This window comes from Vibrio sp. Vb339, assembly GCF_902751245.1.
Taxonomy (GTDB): Bacteria; Pseudomonadota; Gammaproteobacteria; order Enterobacterales; family Vibrionaceae; genus Vibrio; species Vibrio coralliirubri.
Window position 1 is genome coordinate 1,167,926 of record NZ_CADDIS010000002.1, and the last position, 23,997, is coordinate 1,191,922.

Genomic DNA, 23,997 nt, shown 5'->3' on the forward strand with positions numbered 1-23,997 from the left:
CCAAACAACAACAAATCATTAATTATCAATCAGTTAAAATAATGTCGGTTTTCTCATAGGTATCTGTCGTTAATTTTATAAGTAAAATAAGTACCTGGACGTATAGTTACTCCATCGAAGAGAAACTACTTCTCTTTAATTTTATTCCAGAGGTGATATGGCTTTGCTATATCACTCCGGCAGCAAGCGAAGGTGTCATTGGCACCCGTGGTATAGTCCCCCCGGCTATGCCACGATATTTTTTTCTTCCCTTTGTTTTATCTCAACAACCTTTTTAAACTCCCCATTTATCTCGTATCTCGTATCTCGTATCTCGTATCTCGTATCTCGTATCTCGTATCTCGTATCTCGTATCTCGTATCTCGTATCTCGTATCTCGTATCTCGTATCTCGTATCTCGTATCTCGTATCTCGTAGAAGCATAAAAAAGCCCCAACACGAATGTCGAGGCTAAAGTATCTTTATTTATGTCCTAGCAGAGTATCCGCTGCGCGCTACTCTTCGTTGTTTTCAGCAAACTTAGATGGTGACATGCCAAAGTGGTGCTTAAACCTTTGACTGAAATAGGAAGGGTCATTGAACCCCGAATCAAACGCCACATCAGAGATCTTCTCTCCAGCGAGTAAGCGCTCACACGCATGCTCTAGACGTACTTCATTCAAGTGCTCTTTGAAGGTCTTGTTGTAAGCCGATTTAAAGCGTCTCTGTAAGCTTCTCTCAGACATAAACAAATACTTAGCGGCAGTTGCAGTACTGAACTCTGCATCAGCGTAGTTTTCACTCACAAGCTGCGACACTCTGTTCTTCCACTCTTGTTCCGCTGTCAGTTTTTGCTGCTCTGGCGTTGAAGCGGCAAGCTTAATGGTTTCAATCTGTTCAATTGTGCTGGCTTCAAGATTATCGAGCACTTGGTACTCAATTGGCCACGAAAGCTGAACCTTATTTTGAGACTCCGAAACAAAGGCATTAAGCTCGCCACCGCTCTGATTCATCAATAGCGGCAGCTTTTCGATGTTAAGGTCGGTCGACTTTCCGGTATTGTCACCCATGCTTGATGCCAGTTTAGGGAAAGGCATGCCATGATCTCGAATGGTTACAACAAGATGCTCTTTAACCTCTTCAACCAGAACCACCATACTCTGCGATTTAAAGTTTCTCTTGATGATGCTCCCAACCAAGCTATTGAAGATAATATCGAGATTAAAATACAGCAACGAGACATATCGTTGTTTTGTTTCGACTTTAATATCCAGTTCAATACCGGCTTTGGTTAAGTCATCCTGCCAAGCTTTGAGTACCGCTTCTAAAATTAAAATTATATCGTAACAAACTTGCCCTTCTCCTTGAGGCGTATTGCTCAATTGAGCTAAGCCATTTTTAAAGGTTAGAATTGGCGACTTCCCATGCTCGTCATTCCAATTAGGAATCATCGCAGCAATATGATTCACTTCAGAAGAGAGTTCATTGGCAGTGTGAGACACAAGCGCATTCTTAACGGACAGCTGCTTTTTAAGCTGTTGATTAGTTGCGAGTAATATCCGGCTTTGGTGTCTCAATTGGTCTGTCTTCAGTGCAACTTGCGCTTTTAAGTGCCTGTTGGCAAAAGTGACATAACGCGAACGCCAAAAGACTAAGATAGTCACAACGCCAATCAGTAATATCAGAGAGCTTGCTGCAGCCCAATTCGTCAGATACCAAGGCTCCGCAATCGAGAAGCTTTGATTGGTTGACACAAAGCGATAATGGGAGTCCTTAACCGGCTTCACTTCAAGTGTGTAATCCCCTGGAAGAAGATGGTCGAGCGTTAACAAGCCCCCTTCAAACTCACTCCATGGTTCATCGTCGCTCAGTCGATATTCCATCGCTGGTGCGAACGTTGCAGGTAAGATACCCAGCTTAAACCCCATCGATGAACCATAAGGAATCTCATCCAGTTCAGCCGTTTTCCCGCCAAGTGACACAGTTTGTTGGTCGACACTTATCTTACTCAACAAGGCACGGCTATGAGGTGTGGTTGATACCAGTAACTCGTTAGACAACGCGCTGACTACGCCATACTTTGAGCCGAAAATAAGCCTCGAAGGTTGGCTCTCTTCACTGTAAAATAGAGCACATGCTCCCGCCGCCAGCTCATTGGTGATCAAACCAAATGGCGAACCTATGTGTTTATGCAGTTGCCCATCCAATCCGTAATAACTGATGCCTTTCGAAGAGCCTAACCAAACACCATTGTCATCGCTTATCAGGCAGTTGGGGCTAATATTGTCTTCAACAAGAGTGATTTCTTGAATAATAGAGCTGTCATCCGGGATTCGATATACGCCATAACTGCTCGCAAACCACTGCGATCCATCCTTCGCTTTTTCAATATCGACGACTTTGCCAAACCGTTCGCTTGAACGACTAAAGCTAATTCGTTTATCAATGAACGAGTAGAAACCATGGTCTGTTCCTATATAGATACGACCTAGCAAGCCTACATTGAGAGCGGTGATCTTCGCAGGCAAGAACTTGTCGACTAACCAGTCAGTGCCATAATTCGTCAGTTTCATGGTTTCGATAGATAACGAATACAGGTTTTGCCCAGAGGTCATCCAAAGAACGTTATCAGCCTGAAGCGCGAGGTTTTCAACACGCACTCCGTCAATTGGCCTTGGTAAATCAAGGGCTTCGGGTTGTAGCGTTTCCGTATTTAGACTGATGATACCTTGTTCGGTCGCCAACCAAATGGAAGAGCCAAAGAGCTCAAAATCATTAACGGGATTAGAGTAAACACGAATTGGGTTCTCTTCACTTTCAGAATCAACCAAGTAGAGCCCCATTGAGGACGCGACCCAAGATAACTGATCACTGACAGGCAGTACTTTATTGATCACCACACTACTCGAATGCATGCCCATTCCAGTTAGGGGGGTTCTCGAGAAGGTCTTACTGAATAGTGAGAAATATCGGATACCGTTGTTTGTCGCAATCCACATGCCACCAGCATGATCGTTTATCAACGAATATATTTTCTCACCCGGTAACGAGAAGTCTTGATTAGCGGCTTGTTCGAATCGAGTAGTTTGTCCCGTAATAAAGTTGTAGCTAATAAGGCCGTGCTCTGTACCAATCCAATACTGGTCCGAAGTTTCGGCTAGCGAGAGAACATGCGACCCTTTAACTATGGTCTCTTTATCGGGATTGGCGAGATCTACTATCACAGCACCATTTAAAGTACCAATCACTAACTCACGTCGAGCATTCGAAAAATAAACCGTCTCAATATGGTTTTTGTCTGATGCGGTGACATGGGTAAACTCTTGATTCTCTGAAAGGTAAACGCCAGAACTAGTCGCTAGCACCCACTTTGATAGCACCCACTCCGCGTCGTTAATCGTAATGTCACTGCTGTTATTGTATCGGTACAGTTTGAGTAGAGAGTAGGTGTTGAATTCTAAAGATTGAGTGTTGTAGGTATAGAAATTACTGCCATCAGTGACCCAAATATAATCGCCCGATGCACCGATATTAGTTATTTCAGCGCCGGGACTTAGGCTAAACGCCAATTCGTTGCCAATTCCAGGGTTATGTCGATACACCTCGTTATCGAAAAATGTCCAAAACTCATCGTTCAGAAACGCGACTCTTTCCGAAGAAAATTGCAGTAAGCTACCCTTGCGAGGGAATAGAGTTCGGCCGTCGTAAAAGAGTACTTTTCCATGCACATCATGAACCCAAAGCCCGCCTCCGGCACCTAAGTACAAGTTATTAGCCGCAAGAAAATTCCCTTGCGCTTGAACGGGCAAAGGATAGAAAACGGAGGGTGAGGTATTTACCGCTAGAACGCTAAATGAAATGCTCATTAACATGAACATTTTGAAGATAATTCGATACAACTCTTAATCCTGAACAGCAACAACACATGAAATTTTGGGTACCACAACGTCTTATCGTTGCTTAACCAAAAACTGAGTTTTTTTGTGCTTATTATTATCTTTCTATTTTAGCGGAAATTAGAAAAGGAGAAAGGAGGTTTGCTATTTGTTGGGAGGTTTTATCTTAGCGGTCACGAAAATGCCGCAAAAAGCGGCATGATTCATAAATTAACGAGAGCAAAGTAGAGTAAAGAATACTCGTTATGAATTACGTCCCGCTTAAGCAGCTTGTGTAGCTGTCTGTAAGTTGCTGAAGAAAATCGAAATAACTTCCATTCTTCACTTCAACCGTTGAACCGATAGGATCAAGCTGACCTTGCTTAGCGTTACTTCCGCGAGTCACTGATTCAATCACAGCGGGAGTAAATTGAGGCTCTGAGAATACACATTGAACATTGTCGCGTACTAGCGTTTTCTTAATAGCGATCAGGCTTTTTGCACCCGGTTTACGCTCTGGGCTCACCGTGAAGTGGCCTAAGTTATTCAGTTCAAACTCTTGCTCAAAGTAACCATACGCATCGTGGAATACGTAATAACCTTTGTCTTTCACTGGCGCAAGTTGTTCATGAATAGACTGCTGCTTTTCTTTCAAAGCAAGCAGGAAAGAATCTAAGTTTTCTTGATACGCCATTGCGTTATCAGGGTCAGATTCAATCAACTTTGCTGAGATATATTTTGCGGCTACTTCAACTTGGTCGATACCTAACCAAAAATGTGGGTCATGGCTACCATGATTATGTCCTTCATGAGAATCGTGGTCATCATGTCCGAATTCTCGCAAGTTAATTCCTGGAATCTCGCTGATCTTGATAACGTTTTCTTTTGAACCAATCACCTTAGTCAAAAAGGCCTCTAGGTCAGGACCAAACCAGATAACCATATCGGCACTGTGAACTTTTTTGACATCAGATGGCTTAAGCGCATAATCGTGCGGCGAAGCATTGCTGTTCATTAGCACATCCGGTTCACTAACGCCCTGCGTTAATTCCGTCACAATCATTTGAATTGGTTTAAAGCTTGTTAGAATAGTATTGGCACTTGCGACACTTGGCGCTAAAAGCAAAGTAGCAAGTATAAAAGATGAACGTGACATAATCCCTCGATAATAGAAAAGTAGCTTAGGCTTGAGGTAAATGTTACATTATAACATTAGCGAATTGCAAATGAGTTCTATTCATGGATAACTTAATCCAACTAGATTCTGTGAGCGTCGAATTTGACGGTCGAAAAGTTCTAGACAACATCTCTCTAAATTTAGAGCGCGGCAGAATCACCACCCTGATTGGGCCAAACGGTGCAGGAAAGTCGACATTAGTAAAAGTGGTACTGGGTTTACAGACCAAATTTTCAGGCACAATAACAAAAGCTAAAAAACTGAAAATTGGCTATGTACCACAAAAATTAAAGCTCAATGATTCCCTACCGCTCAACGTAGAGCGTTTTCTAAAGCTCACTGGCAAGTTCAGTCAGCAAGAGATCCTTGAAGCATTGAAGCTCGTTGGTGCTGAACATCTGCAGAAGAGTAACATGCACCAGCTATCCGGCGGTGAAAACCAACGTGTGCTGATTGCTCGTTCATTGTTAAGAAGACCAGACCTACTGGTTCTCGATGAACCGGCTCAAGGCGTTGATGTTCAAGGGCAAATTGACCTGTATGATTTGATTGACACCATTCGTCACCGCTTTGGTTGTGCCGTATTTATGGTTTCGCACGATCTGCATTTAGTGATGGCAAAAACAGACGATGTGATCTGTTTGCACCACCACATCCGCTGTTCAGGCGCACCTGCAGACATCAAACACCATCCTTCGTATATTGCGCTCTTTGGCACCGCGACCCAAGAGACACTAGCGTTTTATCATCACCAACACGAGCATCACCATCATGATCTTGCAGGCCAGCCTGTCGAAGGCGACGTGCATGAATGTTCAAACCATAAACACGGACACCACTAATGCTTGAGTTTCTTCTTCCCTCTATTTTGGCGGGTTTGGGTATTGCACTAATTGCAGGCCCACTAGGTTCATTCGTGGTGTGGCGTAAGATGGCTTACTTTGGTGACACGCTTGCTCACGCATCTTTGATGGGCTTAGCACTTGGCTTTCTGTTCAACATTAACTTGTATTTCGCGCTGCTGATTTGTTGTTTGATGCTGGCCGTGTTGCTCGTGACATTGCAAAAACAAAAGCTGGTCGCAACCGATACTCTACTCGGTATTTTGGCTCACAGTGCGCTATCACTTGGTTTGGTTGCTGTCAGCTTCTTAGATAATGTTCGTGTTGATCTGATGAGCTACCTGTTTGGTGACTTGCTGGCAGTATCTCCGACTGATTTGGTGTTCATCTATGCGGGTGCAGCCGTGATTGGGCTGGTACTGGCTATCTTTTGGCGACCACTACTATCAACGACGGTTAACGAGGATCTCGCGGCGGTTGATGGCATCAACATTGATTTAATGCGTCTGATTTTGATGCTATTGGTTGGTATTGTGATTGCTGTCGGTATGAAATTTGTGGGTGCGTTAATCATGACATCGCTACTGATTATTCCTGCAGCAACGGCAAGGAAGTTCTCGAGCACACCTGAGCAGATGGCCTTCCTCGCATCGGTTATTGGCTCTATCGCAGTCTTTGGAGGGTTAAGCTTGTCTTGGTTCTATGATACGCCCGCTGGCCCGTCTGTTGTTATCAGTGCAGCTGCGATGTTTATGTTATCTCAAATGGTTAGAAGCCGAGCTTAATACTTATCGGGACGATTTCGAATCTCGTATCTCGTATCTCGTATCCCGAGAACATAAAAAAAGGCTTGGTCAGTGACCAAGCCTTTTTAATATCGTTCAGTTAACTTCTATCTCAATCGATAAAAGCCAGCTGATTACCAACCCGTGATTTCACGTAGGCCTTTACCAATGTCAGCAAGAGACTTAACAGTCTTAACGCCTGCTGCTTCTAGTGCTGCGAACTTATCTTCAGCAGTACCTTTACCGCCAGAGATGATTGCGCCTGCGTGGCCCATACGCTTGCCCGGAGGAGCAGTAACACCAGCGATGTAAGATACAACTGGCTTAGTTACGTTTGCTTTGATGAACTCAGCAGCTTCTTCTTCCGCAGTACCACCGATTTCACCAATCATTACGATTGCTTCAGTTTCTGGGTCTTCTTGGAAAAGTTTTAGGATATCAATGAAGTTTGAACCTGGGATAGGGTCACCACCGATACCAACACATGTAGACTGACCAAAGCCTTCATCTGTTGTTTGCTTAACTGCTTCGTACGTCAGAGTACCGCTGCGAGATACGATACCTACTTTACCCTTCTTATGGATATGACCAGGCATGATACCAATCTTACACTCGTCTGGAGTGATAAGACCTGGACAGTTAGGACCGATCATGCGAACGCCAGTTTCTTCTAGCTTCACTTTAACGTCGATCATATCTGTCGTAGGGATACCTTCAGTGATCGTTACGATCAGTTCGATACCTGCATCAATCGCTTCTAGGATTGCATCTTTACAGAAAGGAGCTGGTACGTAGATAACTGTTGCAGTTGCGCCAGTTACTTCTACCGCTTCACGTACTGTGTTGAATACTGGAAGGCCTAGGTGAGTTTGACCACCTTTACCAGGTGAAACACCACCAACCATTTGCGTACCGTATGCGATAGCTTGGTCTGAGTGGAATGTACCTTGACCGCCAGTGAAACCCTGACAGATTACTTTAGTGTCTTTGTTAATTAATACAGACATTATTTAGCCTCCGCAGCAGCAACAACTTTCTGAGCAGCATCTGTTAGAGATTCAGCTGCAATGATATCAACATCAGAATTAGCAAGTACTTCGCGACCTAGGTCTGCGTTTGTACCTTCTAGACGAACAACTACAGGAACTGTTACGCCGACTTCTTTAACTGCACCGATAATACCTTCAGCGATCATGTCACAACGAACGATGCCACCGAAAATGTTTACGAGTACTGCTTTAACATTGTCATCAGAAAGGATGATCTTGAATGCTTCAGCTACACGCTCTTTGGTCGCGCCGCCGCCTACATCAAGGAAGTTTGCTGGCTTGCCGCCGTGTAGGTTTACGATATCCATCGTACCCATTGCAAGGCCTGCACCGTTAACCATACAGCCAACATTGCCATCTAGTGCTACGTAGTTCAGTTCCCACTGTGCTGCGTGTGCTTCGCGCTCATCTTCTTGAGATGGATCGTGCATTTCACGAAGTTTTGGCTGACGGTACATTGCGTTTGAGTCAATGTTGATCTTGCCGTCAAGACAAAGCAGGTTGCCTTCGCCAGTAATTACAAGCGGGTTGATTTCAAGTAGAGCTAGGTCGTACTGAGAGAACATTTGGCCAAGACCCATGAAGATCTTAACGAACTGTTTGATTTGATCGCCAACTAGACCAAGTTTGAACGCCAATTCACGGCCTTGGTAAGCTTGAGGGCCCACTAGAGGATCGATCGCTGATTGGTGAATCAACTCTGGAGTTTCTTCAGCGATTTTCTCAATGTCCACACCGCCTTCAGTTGACGCCATGAATACAATTTTGCGCGTTGCACGGTCAACAACAGCACCTAGGTAAAGCTCGTTAGCAATGTTCGATGCTTCTTCAACTAGGATCTTTGTTACTGGCTGACCATTAGCGTCTGTTTGGTAAGTCACTAGGTTTTTACCTAGCCACTTTTGTGCAAACTCTTTAACGCCTTCTTTCGTGTCATGTAGCTCTACGCCGCCCGCTTTACCGCGACCACCAGCATGTACTTGACACTTAACGACTTTCTTGGCTGTACTGATACGACCTGCAGCTTCGAAAGCTTCTTGTGCAGTATCACATGCGAAACCTTCTGGTACAGGCAAACCGAATTCTGCAAACAGCTGTTTGGCTTGGTATTCATGCAAATTCATTTTGATATTCCGTTTATTTTCCCTTAAGGGATTATTATTTCCATAACGACACAGTTTCCTGTGTTACGTCTGTAGGGTCTTCTCAAATAAACTGCTGTCCATTTTCTAATGGCTTTACAGTTCAAGTGAAGGCCAGACGTTGAGCAGCCTAGCCTTTGAAACTTTTTACGTCTAGCTAACCGGGCTAACTAGACGTTTTAGCGATACTAAACGTCTAATAGCAGACGTGCAGGATCTTCTAGAAGCTCTTTGATGGTCACTAGGAAGCCAACTGATTCACGGCCATCGATTAGACGGTGGTCGTAAGAAAGCGCTAGATACATCATTGGTAGAATCTCTACCTTGCCATCAACAGCCATTGGACGGTCTTGGATTTTGTGCATACCCAAAATTGCCGCTTGAGGCGGGTTGATGATTGGCGTAGACATTAGAGAACCAAATACACCACCGTTTGTGATAGTGAAGTTACCGCCCATCAGTTCATCAACCGTTAGCTTGCCGTCACGCCCTTTGATTGCTAGTTCTTTGATGCCTTTTTCGATATCAGCGAAACCTAGTGTGTCACAGTCTTTCAGTACTGGAGTTACTAGACCACGTGGTGTAGATACCGCCATGCTGATGTCGAAATAGTTATGGTAAACGATATCTGTACCATCGATAGAAGCATTAACTTCAGGGAAACGCTTCAGTGCTTCTGTTACTGCTTTCACGTAGAAAGACATGAAACCAAGACGCGTATCGTGACGCTTCTCGAATTGGTCTTTGTACTGCTTACGAAGGTCCATGATTGGCTTCATGTTCACTTCGTTGAAAGTAGTCAGCATTGCTGTGCTGTTTTTCGCTTCTAGAAGACGGTTTGCAACTGTCTTACGTAGGCGAGTCATAGGCACGCGTTTTTGGCTGCGAGCCGCTGCTGGCGCTTCAATTGCTGGTGCAGATGCAGCTGCCGGAGCCGCTTTCGCAGCTGCTAGGTGTGCGTCGATGTCTTCACGAGTAATACGACCACCAACACCAGTGCCTTTAACGTCAGCTGGTTGTAGGTTGTGCTCAGCAAGCAGGCGACGAACAGCTGGACTTAGTGCGTCGTTGTTCTCTTCTGTTAGCGCAGCTTTATGGCGCTTGTCAGGAGATGCTTCTGTATCTTCAGTGGTGTCTTTCGTTGGTTCACCAGCGACAGCACCCGGCTTGATTTTAGCCAGAAGCTGCTTAGAAAGTACCGTAGCACCCTCTTCTTCGATGATAGCTTCCAGAACACCCGCTTCAGGAGCCGGTACTTCTAGAACTACTTTATCTGTTTCGATATCTACAATGACTTCATCACGTGCAACCGCTTCGCCCGGTTTTTTGTGCCAAGTAGCAACTGTTGCATCAGCCACAGATTCAGGTAAATCTGGAACCAGAATTTCAATTGTCATGTGCGTATTTTCCTTTTACTTCTAGTTCTTAAGTAGGGTCAAAGCGTCGTCAACTAACGCTTTTTGTTGTTTCAAGTGTACTGACATATAGCCAACAGCTGGTGATGCTGATGCAGGACGACCTGCGTATTGAATATCAGCACCTACTGGGATAGCAGCTCGGAAATTATGTTGGCTACTGTACCAAGCACCTTGGTTTTGTGGCTCTTCTTGACACCAAACGTAATCGACTACATTTGTGTACTGTGCGATGGCAGCTCTCACGTCCTCGTAAGGGAACGGGTAAAGTTGCTCAATACGTACAATAGCGACATCGTCTTGCTCGTTCTTACGTCTTTGGTCAAGCAGGTCAAAGTAAACCTTGCCTGAACAGAACACGACGCGTTTTACGTTCTCAGGTGCCAGATCATCAATTTCTGCGATAGCTGGTTGGAACGTGCCTTCTGCCAAATCTTCAAGAGAAGAAGTACACAGAGGGTGACGAAGCAATGACTTAGGTGACATTACAATCAGTGGACGACGCATTGGTCGAACAACCTGACGGCGAATCATGTGGTAAACCTGTGCCGGTGTTGAAGGAACAACAACTTGCATGTTTTGTTCAGCACATAACTGAAGGTAACGCTCAAGACGTGCAGAAGAGTGCTCTGGGCCTTGGCCTTCATAACCGTGAGGAAGCAGCATAGTTAGACCACATAGACGTGCCCACTTTTGCTCACCTGATGAAATGAATTGGTCGATAACAACTTGTGCACCGTTTGCGAAGTCACCAAATTGTGCTTCCCAAAGGGTTAGACCGCTTGGCTCTGCTGTTGCGTAACCATACTCAAATGCGAGTACCGCTTCTTCAGATAACACAGAGTCAAACACTTGGAATGGCCCTTGTTTATCATGAATGTTCGCAAGAGGAACATACGTGCTTGCATCTGATTGGTTGTGCAGTACTGAGTGACGGTGGAAGAACGTACCACGACCTGAATCTTGGCCTGAGATACGAATACGCTTACCGTCGTCAACAAGTGTTGCGTAAGCCAAAGTTTCAGCCATACCCCAATCGACTTGTTTCTCACCATTCACCATGGCAGTACGATCGTTGTACAGTTTATTTACTCGGCTTTGCAGCTTGTGGCTGTCTGGGTATTGGCAAAGTTTGGTACCAAGCTCTTTCAGGCGCTCGATATCAATCTTGTTATCCCACTCGATGTTCCAGTCATGACCTAGGTAAGGAGACCAGTCTACTGAGTGAAGTGCCATTGGACGCCACTCTTTAACCACAACTTCACCGTGATCAAGTGCATCACGATATTCGTTAACTAGCTGAGTTGCTGTATCAATACCAAACTCACCGCGCTCCATTAGCACGTCAGCGTAAAGCTTACGTGGCGTTGGGTGCTTCTTGATTTTTTGGTACATCAAAGGCTGTGTTGCATTCGGCTCATCGGCTTCATTGTGACCGTGGCGACGGTAACAAACCAAATCAATAACAACATCACGCTTAAACGTATTACGGTAATCCAATGCAAGACGCGCAACGAACGCAACCGCTTCTGGATCATCAGAGTTAACGTGGAAAATCGGAGCCTGAACCATCTTCGCGATATCGGTACAGTACATCGTAGAGCGTGTATCGCGAGGGTTAGACGTTGTAAAACCAACTTGGTTGTTTACAACAATACGAACCGTACCACCAACACAGAAACCACGCGCTTGAGACATGTTAAACGTCTCTTGTACTACACCCTGACCAGCGATAGCTGAGTCACCGTGGATAGTGATTGGAAGTACACGGCTACCATCATTATCACCTAGGCGATCTTGACGTGCACGTACTGAACCGATAACTACCGGGTTTACGATTTCTAAGTGAGATGGGTTAAATGCTAGTGCTAAGTGAACGTTGCCGCCTGGCGTTGCGAAGTCCGCAGAGAAGCCTTGGTGGTATTTCACATCACCAGTACCCCACGTGTCATCGTGCTTGCCCGCAAACTCGTCAAACAGGTCTTGTGGCTTTTTACCAAGCACGTTGACCAAAATGTTTAGACGACCACGGTGAGCCATACCAACAACAACTTCACGCATGCCTTGTCCGCCAGCATGACGAATAATTTCTTTCGTCATTGGGATAAGAGCATCACCACCTTCCAACGAGAAGCGTTTTGCGCCTGGGAATTTCGCACCAAGATAGCGCTCAAGACCTTCAGCAGCAGTTAGCTCTTCTAGGAAAGCTTGCTTTTCTTCTTTGTTGAAAGAGGGTTGACCAGATACAGACTCTAAACGTTGTTGGATCCAACGCTTTTGCTCTGTATTTGTCATGTGCATGTATTCAGCACCAATAGAGCCACAATAAGTTTGCTTTAGAGATTTGTAGAGATCTTTAAGCACCATCGTCTCTTGGCCAATGGCGTAAGAGCCGACGTTAAACGTCTCATTGAGGTCATCTTCGGTAAGAGTGTGGAAAGAAGGGTCCAGTTCATCAACTGTCGCTCTTTTCCATAAACCTAGGGGGTCTAGATTTGCTGCTTGATGCCCTCGGAATCGATAGGCATTAATAAGTTGCAGAACCTTTACTTGTTTCGCATCGACATCTGGATCACTAACTTGGACACTGTAATGCTTTGTTTCTTGAGCGAGTCGACGGAAGTATTCACGAACACGAGAGTGTGGTTGTTCCACTGTCTCTGAAGCTTGCACAGGCAGTTCTTCAAAAACACTTCTCCATTCGTCACTTACCGAATCTGGGTCACTTAGATACAGTTCATAGAGTTCTTCTACGTACGTTGCATTGGCGCCAGCCAAGTGTGAAGACTCGAGCCATGCCTTCATCACGCCGTTGTGCATATTTTCCCTTAACCAGTAGTTTTCACGTTTGCTGCGGTCTATGCCGAGCTATTAAAAGGCCGCCCCAAAACTTCTAGGGCGGCAATTTTTATATAACTTAAACCGAACGATTCACTAGCATGGTCTTGATGTGACCAATCGCTTTCGTCGGATTTAATCCCTTAGGACAAACACTTACACAATTCATGATGCCATGGCAACGAAAAACGCTAAATGCATCATCAAGATCGGACAAACGTTCGTCTGTCGCTGTATCTCGGCTATCAATTAGCCAACGGTACGCTGCAAGCAGGCCTGCTGGTCCGATGAATTTGTCAGGGTTCCACCAGAACGATGGGCATGACGTTGTACAACATGCACACATGATACATTCGTACAATCCATCTAAATGAGCACGCTCATCAGGGCTTTGTAAGTTTTCACGAGCCGGTGGCACATTGCCATCAGACACTAAGAATGGCTTCACTTTTTCGTAGTTATCGTAGAACTGAGTCATGTCTACAATCAGGTCACGAACAACAGGTAAGCCAGGCAGTGGGCGAATCACAATCTTGTCTTGGCCAGAAAGCGCAGACAATGGCGTGATACACGCTAGGCCATTCTTACCGTTCATGTTCAAACCATCCGAGCCACATACACCTTCACGGCATGAGCGACGGAATGAGATTGTTGGATCTTGCTCTTTCAACAGAATAAGCGCGTCCAAAAGCATCATGTCTGAACCTTCATCCACTTCTAGAGTGTATTCCTTCATGTAAGGCTTCTGGTCGACATCTGGATTGTAACGGTATAAAGAGAAATTCAGTTTCATGGTCATATCTCCTTAGTACGTACGTGCTTTTGGTGGGAACGCTTCACGATGGATAGGTTCCATGTTTACACCACGCTTAGTCATGCTCTCTGACTCTGGGTTGTAAAGTGAGTGGCATAGCCATTGCTCATCATCACGGTCAGGGAAATCGAATCGAGCGTGTGCGCCACGGCTCTCTGTACGGAAGTTTGCAGCAACAGCCGTTGCGAATGCTGTTTCCATCAAGTTTTCAAGCTCTAGACACTCGATACGTTGAGTGTTGAACTCTGTAGACTTATCAGATAGGTGTGCATTCTTCAGACGCTCGCGAATCGCTTTTAGCTCTTCTAGGCCTTCAGCCATTGCTTTGCCTTCACGGAATACCGAGAAGTTGTTCTGCATACATTGCTGAAGATCTTTACGAATTTGCGCTGGATCTTCGCCGTCTGTACTGTTTTCCCAACGGTTGTAACGCTCTAGTGAACGCTCAATGTCAGCTTCAGTTGCAGGTTTCGCTTCGTCTTGCTTCTTCAGTGTCTCACCTAGGTGTAGACCTGTCGCACGACCAAATACCACTAAATCAAGCAGTGAGTTACCACCTAGACGGTTGGCACCATGTACTGATACTGATGCGATTTCACCACAAGCAAATAGACCTTGGATTTCAACATCGCTGCCGTCTTCGGTTTGCTTGATAGCTTGACCAGAAACTTGTGTTGGAACACCACCCATCATGTAGTGACATGTCGGGATTACTGGGATTGGCTCTTTCACTGGATCAACGTGAGCAAAGGTACGAGAAAGTTCACATACACCAGGAAGACGAGATTCAAGTGTCTCTTTACCTAGGTGATCAAGCTTAAGCTTGATGTGTGGACCCCAAGGGCCATCGCACCCGCGACCTTCACGAATTTCAACCATCATTGAACGAGCAACAACATCACGACCCGCTAAGTCTTTAGCGTTTGGTGCGTAACGTTCCATGAAGCGTTCGCCGTCTTTATTGAGAAGGTAACCACCTTCACCACGACAACCTTCCGTTACCAATACACCTGCACCAGCGATACCCGTTGGGTGGAACTGCCACATTTCGATGTCTTGCATAGGAACGCCAGCACGGATCGCCATACCAACACCGTCACCAGTATTAATATGTGCATTGGTTGTTGATGCGTAGATACGACCGGCACCACCAGTAGCAAGGATTGTTGCCTTCGCTTTGAAGTAGCAAACCTCACCCGTTTCCATACAAAGCGCAGTAGTACCTAAGATTGCACCATCTTCATTCTTAACAAGATCCAGTGCATACCACTCAGAGAAAACGGTCGTTTTGTGTTTAATGTTTTGTTGGTAAAGCGTGTGAAGCAGAGCGTGACCAGTACGGTCAGCTGCAGCTGCGGTTCGAGCCGCTTGCTCACCACCAAAGTTTTTAGATTGACCACCGAAAGGACGCTGGTAAATAGTACCGTTCTCAAAACGAGAGAAAGGTAGGCCCATTTTTTCAAGTTCGATTACCGACTCAGGACCGTTTTTACACATGTATTCGATAGCGTCTTGGTCACCGATGTAATCAGAACCTTTTACTGTGTCATACATGTGTTGTTCCCAATGGTCTTCATGCGCGTTACCAAGAGCAACAGTGATGCCGCCTTGCGCTGAAACCGTATGAGAACGAGTAGGGAAAACTTTAGAAAGCAATGCACAAGAAAGGCCTTGCTCAGAAATTTGCAGTGCGGCACGCATACCTGCACCACCAGCGCCGATCACTACGGCATCAAACTCACGAACAGGAATAGTCACTTACGCACCCCACAAAATAAACAGACCAGAGAAGAAATATCCAAGAAGAACTGCAACAACACCGACTTGAAGACCAACACGCAGTTTTGCGCATTTGATGTAGTCAGTTAGTACTTGCCATAGGCCGATCCACGCGTGAACCAAAACAGAAGTAAGCGCTAACATGGTGAAGACTTTAGTGAAGGTTCCACCAAAGAATTGCGTCCAAGATGCGTAAGAGATATCACCAGAGAAAGCACAGAAGCTAACTAGGTAGATAGTGTAAAGCGTCATAATGATGGCAGTAGCACGAATCAATAGATAATCGTGGACACCATTACGACCAAAAGTAGAAACGTTGTTTACCATACTAAGATCCCCGCTAGTAGAGACAATACCGCTGTTGCTGCGAATGCAACCTTAGCGCTCTTAGCGCCAGATTCCAGCTCTTCAAAGTGACCAAGGTCCATAAGAAGGTGACGAATACCACCAGCAATGTGGTAAGCCAAAGCGGTTAAAATGCCCCACAGAATAAACTTCACGAAGAAACCATCGACAATGTCGCTAGCTTCGGCAAAGCCTACTGGGGATGAGAGGGAAATGGATAGTAACCAAAGCAAAATTCCAATCGCGACAAAAGTTATCACCCCAGACACACGGTGTAGGATGGAAGCTATTGCTGTGATTGGAAAGTGGATGGTCTGTAAATCTAAATTAACAGGTCTTGTCTTTCTTTCTTTCACGGGCTTGCTCACTCAGCTCCATTGAGCATTATGGTCATTAAATAACCTTATGATATTGTTATGGACAAAATTTGATTGCAAACCTTCAAAATTTAACATTAACTTAACAAATAACTGAAGTTGAGCCTTAGATAATTGTAAAATAATTGTTAACTGCTCGATTAAGAAAGACACCTCACATTTCTTCTTAGCCTTGCATTTATAAGGTTTTAACCAAACTTTTCAGCGCCACTATACGGCTGGCAACATTCTAATACAATTGATGTAACAAATAATGCTACACAGACCAGATTTTTAACGAATTTAATGTAAAAAACACTAACAAGTGCACACAAAGCTTCAGAAAAATTGACTTTCCCACGTAAGACCAGTAAAAAAATGGCACATAAACATCCTGGACGGATTAAATAATAAACAAAGGAGATTGTTATGGCGGATAAGAAAGCTACCCTTCACATTGAAGGTCAAGCGCCAATCGAGCTGCCGATTACAGAAGGTGTACTTGGTACTCCAGTGATCGACGTTCGTACACTAGGTTCTAATGGTTTTTTCACTTTTGACCCTGGTTTTCTTGCCACTGCATCCTGTGAGTCTCAAATCACTTTTATTGACGGTGGAAAAGGCATTCTTTTACATCGTGGTTATCCAATCGACCAACTTGCCAATAACGCTGATTACTTAGAAGTATGTTACATACTTCTTTACGGTGAAGCCCCATCTCGAACTGAGTACGAAAAGTTCAAGACTACCGTGACACGTCACACTATGGTGCATGAGCAAATCGCTAGTTTCTTCCACGGCTTCCGTCGTGACGCTCACCCTATGGCTGTAATGTGTGGTGTTGTAGGCGCTCTAGCGGCGTTCTACCACGACTCACTTGATGTCAACAACGATACACACCGTGAAATTGCGGCATACCGCCTGATTTCAAAAATGCCAACACTGGCTGCAATGTGTTACAAATATTCAATCGGTCAGCCGTTTATCTACCCACGTAACGATCTAGGCTACGCAGAAAACTTCTTACACATGATGTTTGCAAACCCATGTGAAGAGTATGAAGTGAACCCTATCGTTGCTCGTGCAATGGATAAAATCTTTACTCTACACGCTGACCACGAACAGAACGCTTCTACGTCTACAGTGCGTCTTGCTGGTTCATCTGGTGCTAACCCGTTTGCGTGTATCGCAGCAGGTATCGCATCACTTTGGGGCCCAGCTCACGGCGGTGCAAACGAAGCTTGTCTGCGCATGCTTGAAGAGATCGGTAGCGTAGATAACATTGAAGAATACGTTGCGAAAGCAAAAGACAAAGATGACCCATTCCGTTTGATGGGCTTCGGTCACCGTGTTTACAAGAACTACGATCCACGTGCAACAGTAATGCGCGAAGCTTGTCACGAAGTACTTAAAGAGCTAAACATCCAAGATCCACTACTAGACGTGGCAATGGAACTTGAGCGTATCGCTCTTTCTGATGAGTACTTTGTTTCTAAGAAACTATACCCGAACGTAGATTTCTACTCAGGTATCATTCTGAAAGCAATCGGTATTCCAGTATCTATGTTTACTGTAATCTTCGCGATGTCTCGTACCATCGGTTGGATTGCACACTGGAACGAAATGCACAGCGATCCGACGAACCGTATCGGTCGTCCTCGTCAGCTGTATACTGGTGAAGAACAACGTGACTTTAAAGCACTTCACGAACGTGAATAGTTGCTATAAATCATAATGTTAAAAGGGGTTGATGTGAGAACATCAACCCCTTTTCTTTTGTACGCTCTCAACCCCATCATCCTCAAGAGTGCGAAGTGAACGAATAAAATAATATCGCATCCCCAAGAACGAGGGACGAGTGAGTTGGGGATCTCAATCAGTTTATAGAGAACCTTGAGAGATTCCCTACTCCTTCCTCCGTCAGTCTAGGGAATGACGGTACTTATAGAGCAAAACAATGTCGTCATCCTCAAGAGCGAGGAACGAGCGAGTTGGGGATCTCATTAATTGTATCGACAAGCTTTCAGAGATTCCCTACTCCTTACTTCGTCAGTCTAGGAAATGACGAATTACTTATGAACTCTCTAAGTAGAGTCCATTAGAGTTCTAATTAGCCCGCCTAATCGAAGGATACAAATTTATAGTTACTCGTCATCCTCAAGAACGAGGGACGAGTGACTTGGGGATCTCATTTAATTTATAGAGAACCTTAAGAGATTCCCTACTCCTTCCTTCGTCAGTCTAGGGAATGACGGTACTTATAGAGCGAAACAATGTCGTCATCCTCAAGAGCGAGGAACGAGCGAGTTGGGGATCTCCTTAAGCGAGCAGATCAACTCTACAGGTTACCTGCTCAATTCTAGAAAATGATGCATACTCTCGACTCGTATCCCTCATCTCGCAACTTCTCTTATACCGGATTATCGATATCAATAAACTCAACATCCAAGCCATGCTCTTTCGCTAACCATTCACCTAACGCTTTTACACCGTATCGCTCAGTCGCGTGGTGACCAGCAGCAAAATAATGAATGTCTTGCTCGCGTGCTGAGTAAGTAGTGCGCTCTGAAATTTCACCAGAGATGAACGCATCAATACCTTGAGAAGCCGCTAGCTCAATGTAATCTTGACCACCACCAGTACACCAACCGACAGTCGTAATCATTTTGTCTTGGTTTTCTGGTGCGATATGCAGTGGTTTACGATTCAGAGCTTGATCGATTTTTGCTGCAAATTCAGTACCTGTCATTGGCGCTTTTAATTTACCAAACATAGCAACCGATTGTGGGTGCCCTTCCAAACCGCCTTCGACTTCTATCTCAAGTAACTCTGCCAATTTTGCGTTGTTGCCAAGTTCAGGGTGGATATCAAGCGGTAAGTGATAACCTAAAAGATTGATGTCATTTTTAACCAGGGTACGAATGCGCTTGCCCTTCATGCCACGAATGGCTTCTGACTCGCCTTTCCAGAAAAAACCATGATGGACTAACAAAGCGTCTGCGTTCAGTTCCACCGCTTTATCAATCAAGGCTTGAGAAGCTGTCACACCAGTAACGATTCGCTTCACTTCTGTTGCACCTTCAACTTGAAGACCATTAGGACAGTAATCTTTAATCTGCTGTGGCTGCAGTTTTTCGTTAAGTAGCTTTTCTAATTGTAAGTTATTCATTTTTCTTTCCAGCTTACCTTTATAATAACGTCGTTATATCAATTTACGGGTAGAATGTCGAAAGCCCCACGATGAGTTTATGAGGAAGAGATGACAGCACTACAACGTTTTTACCAATGGGTCATCGACTCACCACCATTACTAGAAATCAAACCACCGATTTCGGATCTCAGTGCATTCTCTAGCCACCATGCCATCAACTCATCACATACTTATGATGGTAATCCTAGATTAGGTTTCCTCTACCAATATCTATGCGAACAAGTGATCGCTGCCTCACCGAATTACTCGATAAAGCACGACGAGATTCAGATCAATGTGGAAGGCAGAACTCTTGGTGCAATCGACTTTATTCTTGAAGAAGAAAGCGGCCAAAAGCTGGAACATTGGGAAGTGGCGATTAAATTTTATCTACTCCATGAACAAACATGGTTTGGCCCCAACTCTCACGACCAATTAGATAAGAAACTCGCCAGGATGCTCAACCACCAACTCGAAATGTCCTCTTCTGCAGCGTTTATTGAGCAATATCCAGAGATCGATGTCGACTCAAAGCACTTACTGATGCAAGGTCGTCTCTACACCAACCCTTTCTTAGAACAAAGCGTACCTACTGCATGTTTGGGCTACGACATTAACCCAAGCCAAATAAATGGATTCTGGTGTTATCAAAATCAGGCTCATTTAATCACTGAAGCGCTCTACCCTCTCACCAAAGAGCAATGGGCAGCTGGCACGGATGATTTCAGCAGTCAGCCTATCACTGAATTCGGTGATCGCTTCATCCATGGGCAAACAAAGTCGGGGCAATTCTGGTTTGTGATGCCACAAAGTTGGCCACACAGTTAGTCGTCTCAGCTAACTCAGTTACCTTTCCCGCTTATACAAAATCAACACAAATAAAAAGGGCTGATGCTTTCACATCAACCCTTCTTCTATTTACGTAGTAACTCTAGTAATAGAGATTCGATTATAGGCCAGCGGCTGCAAATACTTGGTTAACAATCTCTTGAGCTTCTGCTTCGATTGCTTTCAGGTGCTCTTCACCCTTAAAGCTTTCACAGTAGATCTTGTAGATGTCTTCAGTGCCTGATGGACGAGCAGCAAACCAGCCGTTCTCAGTTGTCACTTTCAAGCCACCAATCGCAGCACCGTTACCTGGAGCGTGTGTTAGGCGTGCAGTAATTGCATCACCAGCCAGCGTCTCAGCAGAAACCATCTCTGGAGATAGTTTCTTCAGCACGTCTTTTTGTGCACCATTTGCTACCGCTTGAATACGGTTGTACTTAGATTCACCGTGTTTAGCGGCAAGTTCTTCGTAGTATTCTTGTGGGTTCTTACCTGTCACAGCTGTGATCTCAGCCGCAAGTAGGCAAAGAATCAGGCCATCTTTATCTGTTGACCAAGGCGTACCGTCTTTACGTAGGAAAGAAGCACCTGCACTCTCTTCACCACCAAAGCCAAACTGGCCGTTGTAAAGACCATCAACGAACCATTTGAAACCAACTGGCACTTCACAAAGCTCACGACCTAAGTCAGCAACAACTCGGTCAATCAATGCGCTTGATACCAGTGTCTTACCAACAGCAACGTCTTTACCCCAACCTTCACGGTTACGGTATAGGTAATCAATACAAACCGCTAAGAAGTGGTTCGGATTCATCAAGCCTTTAGGTGTCACGATGCCGTGGCGATCGTAATCTGGGTCGTTACCAAACGCTAGAGCGTACTCGTCTTTAAGCGCCAGTAAGCCAGCCATTGCGTATGGAGAAGAACAGTCCATACGAACCACGCCATCTTTATCTAGAGACATGAATTGGAATGAAGGGTCAACCGCTTCACTTACCAGAGTCAGATCTAGATTGTACGCTTTACCAATTTGACGCCAGTAATCAATACCGCTGCCACCCAGTGGATCAACACCAATCTTGATGTTTGCTTTCTTGATCGCTTCCATATCCACGACGTTAACCAAATCAGCGACGTATGGCGCGACTAGGTCAACTTCTTTTACTAGCTCAGACTGTTTAGCCAGTGCGATCGGCGTACGCTTAACACCTTGCATTTGCTCAGCAATGATCACGTTAGCACGGTCTTCAATCGCTTGAGTCAGTTCAGCTTCAGCTGGGCCACCGTGTATCGGGTTGTATTTGATACCGCCGTCTTGAGGTGGGTTATGCGAAGGTGTGATAACAATGCCGTCGGCTTTTTTGTCATTCACTAGGTTGTGCGTAAGAATCGCGTGCGAGATACCAGGTGTTGGAGTAAAGCCATTGTTTTCTTGAATAATAACTTCAACACCGTTCGCTACAAGCACTTCGATAACCGTAGAGAATGCAGGCTCAGATAGAGCGTGAGTATCTTTACCTAAGAAAAGAGGGCCAGTTGTACCTTGCTCGGTACGAACTTCAGCAACCGCTTGTGCAATTGCTAGAATGTGGTTTTCGTTAAATGTTGATTTGTCTGCTGTACCGCGGTGACCTGAAGTACCGAAAAGTACTTTATGATCTGGGTTCGTAGCATCCGGTTGCTGTAAGAAATAGTTAGCAACTAAAGCCGGGATATTATGAAGATCTTCCTGCTGAGCTTTCTGCCCAGCACGAGGGTGCATAGCCATTTTCGACATCCTTATATATAAAATTTAAAAACAAAAAAACCTCATAATATCTTCTTATCCATGGATATTATGAGGTTTAAATCAGATTTCGTTAAATTGAACCTGTTACTTTTTCTATCAATTCTGCTTGGAAACTCATGCGGCTCATAAGCTGCTCAACCATCTGTCTTTTTCGGCTTGTATTGTTATTAGTAATAACCCAAAAAGGACTTTGTGGAATAGCTTTAGGCTTAGTCGTGTTGCCGTTTGCTAGCAACGTCGCTTCATTATCTGCAAAGTAAACGCGCTTACGGCCTTTTACTTGAGTTGCTTCTGAAAAGCTTAAAGGGTCGATTTTATGCAGTGTTGATAACACAAGCATGAAACGATCAATGGCTTTCTTTAGTGATGCAAACTCATCTGATATTAGTAGTGAGCGCATTTCTTTAACGCCATCGAACTTCTCTGGAGTAAAGCCTACCTCTTTGCTAACAACGATACCTTTTGGCTCAACGATCTCTTCGATCGGAGCCATGCCTTGGCTATCAACCTGTAACAAGCGGCGCAGAATATCTGAAGCGCTTTCGCCAATACGTTCTGTCTGACCCGCAATAAAACGGTATAGGTCCTCATCAACCTCAATTGTTTTCATTCGCTTTTCACAATCTCAATGTTTAAACTCTGGGGGATTATAGCGAGATCCGCGCGGATACTCTACGTCAAACCCACCATGAATAAGATAAAAATGTCAGTACAGCTCAACTATAAAATTGAAGGTGAGGGTCACACCATTGTTTTGATCCATGGATTATTCGGTAATCAGGACAACCTTGGCTTGCTCGCTAGGGATCTAAAAGCCGATCATCAGGTACTTAGTATCGATCTCCGCAACCACGGTCAATCCTTCCATAGTGACACTCATAACTATCAAGCGATGGCACAAGACGTGGCTCAACTGCTGCATGATCTTAAGTTAGAAGACGTCACTGTGATTGGTCACTCGATGGGTGGCAAAGTAGCGATGGCACTGACACAACATCTTGCGCTGCATAAATTGATTGTCTTGGATATGGCTCCGGTCGCGTACACTCAGAGTCGCCACGACAACGTATTCGCAGGCCTGCAAGCCGTGATAGAAGAAGAGCCGACTTCACGCTCAGATGCACTCAAGGTTCTCGCAAAATATATCGAGATCGATGGCGTTCGCCAGTTTTTAACCAAATCTTTGTTCAAAACAGAGCAAGGCATCATGGAATGGCGCTTCAATGTTGCTTCGTTATTGAGCAACTACCCACATATTATTGGTTGGGAACCGATCGAGAAAACCTCGGTCAAAACCTTGCTCATTAAAGGTGGGGATTCAGATTACCTCACCGCAGAACATCAAGCAGCCGTTCAGCAGCAATTTTCTAACGCAAAAGCGCATGTCATTGCCAACACAGGTCACTGGCTGCATGCTGAAAAACCAGCAGAAGTACTTAGAGCAATTAGAAAATTCATCGCTTAACTGCGCTTTTTCGTGGAGATAAATGAGAGCTGTGTAATTACTGCAGATTAACTTTATCTCACAACAGTGATATAGTGCGCCCAAGCAAAATTGGTATATAAGGTTCCCATGCTTTACGACTACATGAACATCATCGAATCTGTTGGTTTAGATCTCCTGTTTGCCGCGATTTTCTTTTTAATCGGTATGGCAATTAAGGACGTTCTCAAGCAGGGAAATGTTCCTCCATTTGGTCGTCGCATCGTATGGTTAGTACTTTTCCTTGGCTGTGCGGGTTTTATCGCCAAAGGGATAATCCAACTAAGCTGGGAAGGAACTGGGATCTAACG

The 23,997-nt window shown here is 44.9% G+C and carries 19 protein-coding genes; 6 read left to right on the forward strand and 13 right to left on the reverse strand.

The window, feature by feature from the left end; genetic code table 11:
- Nucleotides 1-494: 494 nt before the first annotated feature.
- Nucleotides 495-3,857, reverse strand: coding sequence for an AraC family transcriptional regulator (locus HRQ85_RS13820; RefSeq protein WP_253918866.1), 3,363 nt, complete (start codon nt 3,855-3,857; stop codon nt 495-497).
- 268 nt (nt 3,858-4,125) lie between these two features.
- Nucleotides 4,126-5,010: a zinc ABC transporter substrate-binding protein ZnuA gene (gene znuA / locus HRQ85_RS13825; protein WP_081230926.1), complete on the reverse strand. Its 885-nt coding sequence runs from the start codon at nt 5,008-5,010 to the stop codon at nt 4,126-4,128.
- Nucleotides 5,011-5,093: 83 nt separating this feature from the next.
- Between znuA and znuC the strand changes: the two genes are divergently transcribed.
- Nucleotides 5,094-5,873 (forward strand): zinc ABC transporter ATP-binding protein ZnuC, encoded by a 780-nt coding sequence (gene znuC / locus HRQ85_RS13830; RefSeq protein WP_172379872.1) that lies wholly within the window; start codon nt 5,094-5,096, stop codon nt 5,871-5,873.
- The gene (gene znuB, locus HRQ85_RS13835; protein WP_019820476.1) at nt 5,873-6,658 is read left to right on the forward strand and encodes a zinc ABC transporter permease subunit ZnuB; all 786 of its coding nucleotides are present in this window, start codon (nt 5,873-5,875) and stop codon (nt 6,656-6,658) included. Before znuC ends, znuB begins: the two co-directional genes overlap by 1 nt.
- A gap of 134 nt (nt 6,659-6,792) precedes the next feature.
- Here the strand turns inward: znuB and sucD are convergent, their stop codons facing one another.
- The 8 genes from sucD to sdhC all read right to left on the reverse strand — a co-directional run bounded on the left by sucD (nt 6,793) and on the right by sdhC (nt 16,408).
- Entirely contained in the window at nt 6,793-7,665 is an 873-nt protein-coding gene (gene sucD, locus HRQ85_RS13840; protein WP_004734209.1) for a succinate--CoA ligase subunit alpha, read from the reverse strand.
- Complete coding sequence (sucC, locus tag HRQ85_RS13845; protein WP_010436793.1) at nt 7,665-8,831, reverse strand: ADP-forming succinate--CoA ligase subunit beta; 1,167 nt, start codon at nt 8,829-8,831, stop codon at nt 7,665-7,667. Before sucC ends, sucD begins: the two co-directional genes overlap by 1 nt.
- A gap of 206 nt (nt 8,832-9,037) precedes the next feature.
- On the reverse strand, nt 9,038-10,246 hold the full coding sequence (gene odhB / locus HRQ85_RS13850) for a 2-oxoglutarate dehydrogenase complex dihydrolipoyllysine-residue succinyltransferase (RefSeq protein ID WP_172379873.1): 1,209 nt from the start codon (nt 10,244-10,246) through the stop codon (nt 9,038-9,040).
- 21 nt (nt 10,247-10,267) lie between these two features.
- Nucleotides 10,268-13,084: a 2-oxoglutarate dehydrogenase E1 component gene (gene sucA / locus HRQ85_RS13855; RefSeq protein ID WP_172379874.1), complete on the reverse strand. Its 2,817-nt coding sequence runs from the start codon at nt 13,082-13,084 to the stop codon at nt 10,268-10,270.
- Nucleotides 13,085-13,181: 97 nt separating this feature from the next.
- Nucleotides 13,182-13,895: a succinate dehydrogenase iron-sulfur subunit gene (locus HRQ85_RS13860; RefSeq protein WP_010436773.1), complete on the reverse strand. Its 714-nt coding sequence runs from the start codon at nt 13,893-13,895 to the stop codon at nt 13,182-13,184.
- Nucleotides 13,896-13,907: 12 nt separating this feature from the next.
- Nucleotides 13,908-15,674, reverse strand: coding sequence for a succinate dehydrogenase flavoprotein subunit (gene sdhA, locus HRQ85_RS13865; RefSeq protein ID WP_048606450.1), 1,767 nt, complete (start codon nt 15,672-15,674; stop codon nt 13,908-13,910).
- Entirely contained in the window at nt 15,675-16,022 is a 348-nt protein-coding gene (gene sdhD / locus HRQ85_RS13870) for a succinate dehydrogenase, hydrophobic membrane anchor protein (protein WP_010436768.1), read from the reverse strand. It abuts the gene before it with no gap.
- Nucleotides 16,016-16,408, reverse strand: coding sequence for a succinate dehydrogenase cytochrome b556 subunit (gene sdhC, locus HRQ85_RS13875; RefSeq protein WP_017061948.1), 393 nt, complete (start codon nt 16,406-16,408; stop codon nt 16,016-16,018). The genes sdhD and sdhC overlap by 7 nt, the downstream gene beginning before the upstream one ends.
- A gap of 417 nt (nt 16,409-16,825) precedes the next feature.
- Here sdhC and HRQ85_RS13880 point away from each other — a divergent pair, with 417 nt between their 5' ends.
- The gene (locus HRQ85_RS13880) at nt 16,826-18,115 is read left to right on the forward strand and encodes a citrate synthase (protein WP_048617859.1); all 1,290 of its coding nucleotides are present in this window, start codon (nt 16,826-16,828) and stop codon (nt 18,113-18,115) included.
- Nucleotides 18,116-18,806: 691 nt separating this feature from the next.
- Here HRQ85_RS13880 and HRQ85_RS13885 read toward each other — a convergent pair.
- Nucleotides 18,807-19,565 (reverse strand): Nif3-like dinuclear metal center hexameric protein, encoded by a 759-nt coding sequence (locus HRQ85_RS13885; protein WP_172379875.1) that lies wholly within the window; start codon nt 19,563-19,565, stop codon nt 18,807-18,809.
- Between the two features lie 90 nt (nt 19,566-19,655).
- Here HRQ85_RS13885 and HRQ85_RS13890 point away from each other — a divergent pair, with 90 nt between their 5' ends.
- On the forward strand, nt 19,656-20,414 hold the full coding sequence (locus HRQ85_RS13890) for a DUF1853 family protein (protein WP_172379876.1): 759 nt from the start codon (nt 19,656-19,658) through the stop codon (nt 20,412-20,414).
- Nucleotides 20,415-20,535: 121 nt separating this feature from the next.
- Here the strand turns inward: HRQ85_RS13890 and pgm are convergent, their stop codons facing one another.
- Both pgm and seqA read right to left on the reverse strand, forming a co-directional pair.
- Nucleotides 20,536-22,182 (reverse strand): phosphoglucomutase (alpha-D-glucose-1,6-bisphosphate-dependent), encoded by a 1,647-nt coding sequence (gene pgm / locus HRQ85_RS13895; RefSeq protein WP_172379877.1) that lies wholly within the window; start codon nt 22,180-22,182, stop codon nt 20,536-20,538.
- A gap of 91 nt (nt 22,183-22,273) precedes the next feature.
- A complete protein-coding gene (gene seqA, locus HRQ85_RS13900; protein ID WP_019820493.1) occupies nt 22,274-22,813 on the reverse strand; it encodes a replication initiation negative regulator SeqA in 540 nt (179 codons plus the stop codon).
- Between the two features lie 93 nt (nt 22,814-22,906).
- On the opposite strand from seqA, the gene HRQ85_RS13905 reads away from it, so the two are divergent.
- Nucleotides 22,907-23,668, forward strand: coding sequence for an alpha/beta fold hydrolase (locus HRQ85_RS13905; RefSeq protein ID WP_172379878.1), 762 nt, complete (start codon nt 22,907-22,909; stop codon nt 23,666-23,668).
- Nucleotides 23,669-23,776: 108 nt separating this feature from the next.
- Nucleotides 23,777-23,995, forward strand: coding sequence for a DUF2788 domain-containing protein (locus HRQ85_RS13910; protein WP_004737900.1), 219 nt, complete (start codon nt 23,777-23,779; stop codon nt 23,993-23,995).
- Nucleotides 23,996-23,997 lie beyond the last annotated feature (2 nt).